This is a genomic window from Pseudobutyrivibrio ruminis, from assembly GCF_015057245.1.
In the GTDB taxonomy this organism is placed as follows: domain Bacteria; phylum Bacillota; class Clostridia; order Lachnospirales; family Lachnospiraceae; genus Pseudobutyrivibrio; species Pseudobutyrivibrio ruminis_E.
The window spans coordinates 1-6,944 of the sequence record NZ_SVET01000032.1 but is presented as its reverse complement, the minus strand read 5'-3'; the positions used below and the strand labels follow the sequence as shown (position 1 = coordinate 6,944).

Sequence of the window (6,944 nt, the reverse complement as noted above, 5' to 3'; positions counted from 1 at the left end):
TAAGTTGCTTCGTTCGACTTGCATGTGTTAAGCACGCCGCCAGCGTTCATCCTGAGCCAGGATCAAACTCTCATGTTTAATATGTAAGTAACCTAAGTTACTTGAGTTCAATTCCAGGTCAGCATAAAACTGACTTGTTTACTATAAAGGTTTTTGTTTCGTCTTAGAAACTAAATGAATTTCAAGGATACATGTTTTAAAAACTTGTATTAATTCAAGGTTTGTTTCACTGTTCAGTTATCAATCTTCGCTTTGTTGTTGCCCTCAGCAGCAACTCGTTTATATTATCACGATGCTGTGTTTTTGTCAACAACTTTTTTATTTATTTCGTGAACTTTTTAGGAATTTAAAATTGTTTATACAATTCTTTCAATTCCTTATTTCGTTCAGCACTTCGTTTCCCTCAGTGCTCGATTATAATATCACCTAAAATAGGGCATGTCAACAGAATTTCTGTGTTTTGTTAAAGTAAATCTATTTAACTAATCGCATTGCAATTGCGTGAATTGTACCAATTATTTTATCAATTCCATTTCAATGCCCATATATTGACTATATATATCTCCGCCTTATCGAGATATAGCATCAACTGCTTCTTTTATATTTGATACGCCAACGACTATAATCCCATCAATATTTTTCACAGAAGGTATATTTGACATAGGCATTATTACCCTCTTAAATCCAAGCTTCTTAGCTTCGTTAACTCGCTGCTCCGCCATTGACACAGATCTAACTTCGCCTGACAAACCTATCTCACCAAATACTATCGTTCCTTCGTCAACAGGTATGTCCTTTTCACTTGAGTATATAGCAAGTGCTATTGCCAAATCGATTGCAGGCTCATTAATTCTAATTCCACCCGCTATGTTTACATAAACATCTGATCTTCCCAAAAATATGCCACATGATCTGTTAGCCTTAGCATCCCTCATTCTCTCAAGCACTGCAACCAACAGATTAACTCTATTATAATCGCACCCTGTAGCCATTCTTCTAGGGATTTCAAAAGCCGTTTTACTGACTAACGACTGAATCTCAACAAGAATAGGTCTGGTTCCCTCCATAGAACATGTTACGATAGAACCAGTAGCATTTTCAGGTCTGCCATCTAGCATAACTGCAGAAGGATTTTTCACCTGCTCTAAACCGGTATCTCTCATTTCAAAAACGCCGATTTCATTGGTTGACCCAAATCTATTCTTTACTCCGCGAAGTATTCTATAAGAAGCATGCCTATCTCCTTCAAAATACAACACCGTATCTACCATATGTTCCAATACTCTTGGTCCTGCAACCGTGCCCTCTTTTGTAACATGGCCAACAATAAAAACAGCTATACCTTTGCCTTTGGCTATCTCCATTAAGACACTAGTAGATTCTCTAACCTGAGAAACTGAGCCTGGAGCAGAACCCACTGCTTCATTAAACATTGTTTGAATAGAATCAATGATAAGAACAGTTGGCATCTCCCTTTCTACCACTGCTTTTATTGTATCTAGATTTGTTTCGCATAATAAATCCAGTTTGTCATTAAACTCACCTATTCTATCTGCTCTTATTTTTATTTGCTGTAATGACTCTTCACCAGAAACATACATGACGCTTACCCCTGACAAGCACAACTTTTGACAAGTCTGAAGCAAGAGCGTTGATTTGCCAATACCAGGATCACCACCAACTAATACCATAGAGCCAGGAACGATTCCACCGCCTAATACTCGATTAAACTCTTCGATATTAGTAGATATTCTCTGTTCGTTGGACGCAGTTACGTCGATAATCTTTGTTGGCTTAACATCTGATACTTTCGCTCGACTTTTAACAGATGTCTTATCTATAACTTCTTCAACTAAAGAGTTCCACGCGCCACATGATGGACATTTGCCGGCCCACTTAGATGTTTCGTTTCCACATTCCTGACAGAAAAACACCGAAACCTTTTTATTTGCCATAATATATCTCCTTCTAAATAAAAAAATCTTCCCACCTTTATTTGTGGGAAGATAATAGTTTAAATTACAGTATTAAACTCTACTAACCTGAACCGCTACTGCAACCCCTGGATCAAGCTCCACTGAAAGATTAAGCTTGCCCCCAAGATTAGTCTTCATCTGACCTGCACTTGCGCCATTTACAGTAATGTCATAGCTTGTCTCTGGTTCAAGCTCTAAAGTAATCATTGCATCTTCTTTGCCCTCAACTGTAAACGAAACAGAATCAGAAGTACAATTAAACTTTTCTACTGCTGTACCAGGAACAGATTCATAAACAAACATCCCATTACGCTCTAACTTAGTGATATCTGAAAATGTCTTTACCTTGTACAAGTCTCCGTCGTGTTTGTAGTCTTCAAGCTTCTTCTTATCAGCTAATGTATAATCTCCAAAGCTGATAGTTCCGTCTGCTTCACTGCGAATCAACTCACTAATCACAGCCATTTTTATTCCTCCTGTAGCCACTGCTTACCTGCAGATTGTCTTATTCTGATTATAACAAAGGAATATCATTTTAACAACAAGACCCCTAAATTATTATTAGCATTTTTCAAAAACCACTACGTCTTTTTTAACCTTTGCTTTTACTGAATCAGATGGCTTTATTTTGCCTGCTAAAATATCCTCTGCCATTACGTCTTCAAGAGCTGTCTGTATCTTTCTACGAATTGGACGAGCTCCGTATTTAGGATCAAACGCCTTATCAACTATCCACGTCTTAACCGATGCTGGAATTGTAACTGTAATATCCATCTGTTCTTTGCATCTAGCAATAAACTGCTTAACCTGCAAGCCAGCAATCTCTTTCATATCATCCTTTGTAAGAGCTCTAAATACTATTGTTTCATCAATACGGTTTAGGAATTCAGGCTTAAAGATTCTCTTAACCTCTTCCATTACGCCATTCTTCATAAACTCGTAATCTTTGCTGGCATCCTCTTTCGATGCAAAGCCAAGCTTTTTAGGCTCTATAATTGCTTGAGCACCTGCATTACTTGTCATGATAATAATAGTATTCTTAAAGTCAACTTTTCGTCCCTGTGAATCTGTAACGTGACCATCATCCAAAATCTGTAATAGAACATTGAATACATCTGGATGTGCCTTTTCAATCTCATCAAAAAGAATTACCGAATATGGATTACGACGAACCTTTTCTGAAAGCTGACCGCCTTCTTCATAACCAACATATCCTGGAGGTGATCCAATCATTTTAGAAACTGAATGCTTCTCCATATATTCACTCATATCAACTCTAATCATTGATGATTCATTACCAAAGACTGCCTCTGCCAATGCTTTAGAAATTTCTGTTTTACCAACGCCTGTTGGACCAAGGAATAAGAACGAACCAATTGGTCTACCTTTTTCTTTAAGACCAACTCGCCCTCTACGAACTGCCCTAGCAACTGCAGAAACTGCCTCTTCTTGGCCAACAACACGCTTGTGTAAAATGCTTTCAATTTTACGAAGTCGTACTGACTCCTGTTCTGTTAATTTAGATACAGGAATCTTTGTCCATAATGCCACAACCTTTGCGACATCATTTTCCGTGAGAACAACAGGTTTTGACTTTGAACGTCTGTTAAGCTTCTTTTGCTCTGCTTCTTTCTTGAGGATAAGCTCATCCTTTTCTTTTTTGATTGAACTAGCGAGTGCAATATCTCCAGCGATAATGGCATTTTCCATATCCTCTGAAAGCTGATCAATTTGTTTATCTAAGCTGTCATCTTTTGTTATTTTCTTTACGTCATTAAGCTTGATAGCAGCAGCTGCCTCATCCATCAAATCGATGGCTTTATCTGGCAAGAATCTATCTGCTATATAGCGTTCTGAAAGATGCACGCATGCCTCAACTGCTTCATCTGGAATAGTGATTCCATGATGTTCCTCATATAGGTGTCTGACACCTTTGAGGATATCAATTGTTTCTTCTGTAGAAGGTTCCTCAACCATAACAGGCTGGAAACGTCTTTCTAATGCAGCATCCTTTTCTACGTATTTACGATACTCATTGATAGTTGTGGCACCGAGAATCTGGATTTCTCCACGAGCCATAGCTGGCTTCAAAATGTTAGACGCATCAATAGCACCTTCAGCTCCACCAGCTCCAATTAATGTGTGAATCTCGTCTATAAATAGAAGAATATTGCCCTCTTCAATAACTTCAGCAATAACCTTTTTAATTCTCTCTTCGAATTCACCACGGTATTTTGATCCGGCAACCATTCCTGATAAATCAAGTGAAAGAACTCTAAGGTCCTTTACAGAATCAGGAACATTTCCATCAACAATTCTTTCTGCTAAGCCTTCAACGATGGCAGTTTTGCCAACACCAGGCTCTCCAATAAGACAAGGATTGTTCTTTCCTCGTCTAGATAATATTTGAATTACACGCTGAATCTCTGAATCTCTTCCAACAACAGGATCCAATTCTCCTTCTTCAGCAAGTTCCGTTAAATCTCTAGAGAATTGATCTAGGTAAGATGCTTCGTTTTTCCGTGAACGGCCACTGTTAATAGCCTGCATCTCTTCCTTGTATACAACTCCTTCTGCTCCCATACCTGCAACTAATTCAGAGAATAGTTTGTGTGGGTTGATATCTAGCGAATTGAGCAGACGTGCACCAGAACAATCCTGCATACGAATCATAGCTAATAAAAGATGCTCTGTTCCTATAGTTTTAGAATTGCATTTAGCTGCTTCTTCACTAGCGTGTTCCAATAATTGTTCCATTTTAGGTGTGTAGCCATCTCTTTCTTGAATGGCAATCTCACCACCTGGAGAAATAAGCTCCTCCACAAGCTTGAGTAACGCTGCTTTATCTACACCATTAGAATTCAAAACCTTGGCAGCAAGTGAGTTCTCCTGCTCAATAATAGAAATAAGGAGATGCTCAGTACCAACATAGCTATGCTGCAATGACTTTGAAAGCTTCGATGCCCCTGTAATTGCACGTTTTGCTTGTCTTGAATATTCCATATTTTTGCTCCTTTTATAGGTCGTTTAAATCCATCATATTAAGACTAGATGCTCTACGAGCCTCATATGATTCTGATTCGAATCTAGATTTAGAGAAATCCCTATCGTCATCATCTTCGTCTTCATCAAAATCATCATACTCTTCTTCATCTTCGTCATAGTACTCTTCGTCTTCATCGTACTCATCATCTTCGTCAAAAACATCATTGTCTCGATCTTTTCCACCGAAAACTATAGAACGAGGCAATCTATGTGAAGATTTTGTAGGTGCTTTAGCAAATACATCGCCGTTGAAATCATCGTCATCACCATGACCTCTAATAGCTTTGTTGATGATGATAAATAAAAGTACCACGCAAAGAACTATAAGTCCCATGATGATTTTGCGATATAAGTTAAGCTTTTCTACATATAAATTATTGTCGGTAGTTGTTTCTGTTTCATCTACCTCTTCTGTAGTATCAGTAGTTGTTGAAGCAGAAAGTGCTGATTCATCAACTCGTGATACAGTCTTATAAGTGCTGTCGTATACGAACCAACCAGTTGCGCCATCCTGGTTTGAACCATAAACATAGAAAAACTCTGCTCCATCAATTGTGTATGCAGTAGCTGTGCCACCGTTTACATCAAGTGTTGTAGCTGTAAAAGCTGATGTAGGAGCTGAGCCATTATCACTAACAATAACGTAACTATCTGCTGTTCCAAGCATTAAGAAAGGAGAAACAGTACCTGCTTCTGCATTATATAAATAGAAAACGCCTGAGCCTGAAGTATTGTCAGCTGGCTTTAAATAAAGCAATGTAAGGCTACCATTTGTAGGCTCGCTATATGTGCTTGAACCGATTGTAACAGTTGTTTTTGAAAAGCCTGTTGGCATATCAGAATCAGAAAAACGCTCTGAAACTACATAAGATACACCATCAATATCAAAACCACCATCTGAATTTAATGTGCCAACACCAGTTGTAGCTGTAGTTGCTGTGGTTGTTTCTTCTGTAGTCTCTTCTGTTGTTTCAGTAGATTCTTCTGTTGTAACTTCTGCTTCAGCTGTTTCTTCTGTAGAAGCTTCACTCTCTGTGCTTGTAGATGAAGAGCTTGATGAGCCTCCGATAGTAAGTGTTGTACTGCTACCTGAATTTGCAGATGAAGAAACTATGATAGAAGCTGTTCCTTCGGCAGCAGCTGAAAATACGATATCTCCGGATTTACCAGAGAATGAAACTGCATTTCCCTCAGATGTGTAGCCTGAAACACTACAGCTAGAAAGAGAAAGCATGCTAGCTGTGTATTTAACAGTAATTGTGCCACTTTCTGTAGCGGTTATCGAAACTGTAATGGAATCGCCGACTGCCGCAGAACTTTTAGAAACATTAATCGTTGTAGTTCCCTGTGCCATAGCAACAATATTAAACGCAAAAACCATTACAGCTATAGCTGCAAAGCTAACTGCTCTTTTAAACAATTTATTCATAATCAATTACCTTCCTTAAAAACCCAGTGTACATTATATCGGTGAAAAAGCCTTTTTCGCTAATATAAATACACTATATATAGATACTTTAATTATAGGTAACCCCCAATACATAGTCAACAATTTCTACAAAGTAAATAGAGCCAAATCGTGCTAGAAAGCCCTGAGAATGAGCCTATTACACCTCCTGCGTTACTGCTAGAAATATGGATATCAAATATAAATAATAGGAAGAATATAATACCGACTGCCACAATAAATGAGATAGCTGCCAATGATACAATTAATTCTTTATCAAGTTTATTTTTCATAAAAAATACCTCCTGAATCATCTTATGTATAAGATAATATCAGAAGGTATGTACATATTTATGGACTTCTAATTTTCAAATAATTCCTTTAATTGCTATTTTAAACCCTTAATTGAAAAATTTAACGCAATGAAATCATTGTGATTTGAGAAAATCTGTTGCAATGACTTTTGCAGAAGGAGG

General features: G+C 37.8%; 5 protein-coding genes and 1 rRNA gene. All 6 read right to left on the bottom strand.

Features of this window, described 5'->3' with window-relative positions; all coding sequences use genetic code 11:
* A 16S ribosomal RNA gene (locus E7274_RS14290) occupies positions 1–78 on the bottom strand; the annotation flags it as partial.
* 491 nt (positions 79–569) lie between these two features.
* Positions 570–1,955 carry a DNA repair protein RadA gene (radA, locus tag E7274_RS14285; protein WP_304176896.1) on the bottom strand — a complete coding sequence of 462 codons (1,386 nt, stop codon included), beginning with the start codon at positions 1,953–1,955 and terminating at the stop codon, positions 570–572.
* 72 nt (positions 1,956–2,027) lie between these two features.
* On the bottom strand, positions 2,028–2,441 hold the full coding sequence (locus tag E7274_RS14280) for an endosialidase (RefSeq protein ID WP_074791377.1): 414 nt from the start codon (positions 2,439–2,441) through the stop codon (positions 2,028–2,030).
* Between the two features lie 96 nt (positions 2,442–2,537).
* Positions 2,538–4,979, bottom strand: a complete 2,442-nt coding sequence (locus tag E7274_RS14275) for an ATP-dependent Clp protease ATP-binding subunit (RefSeq protein WP_304176893.1) — start codon at positions 4,977–4,979, stop codon at positions 2,538–2,540.
* A 13-nt stretch (positions 4,980–4,992) separates the two neighbouring features.
* Entirely contained in the window at positions 4,993–6,450 is a 1,458-nt protein-coding gene (locus E7274_RS14270) for a hypothetical protein (RefSeq protein WP_304176890.1), read from the bottom strand.
* A gap of 116 nt (positions 6,451–6,566) precedes the next feature.
* On the bottom strand, positions 6,567–6,761 hold the full coding sequence (locus E7274_RS14265; protein WP_304176888.1) for a hypothetical protein: 195 nt from the start codon (positions 6,759–6,761) through the stop codon (positions 6,567–6,569).
* Positions 6,762–6,944: the final 183 nt, after the last annotated feature.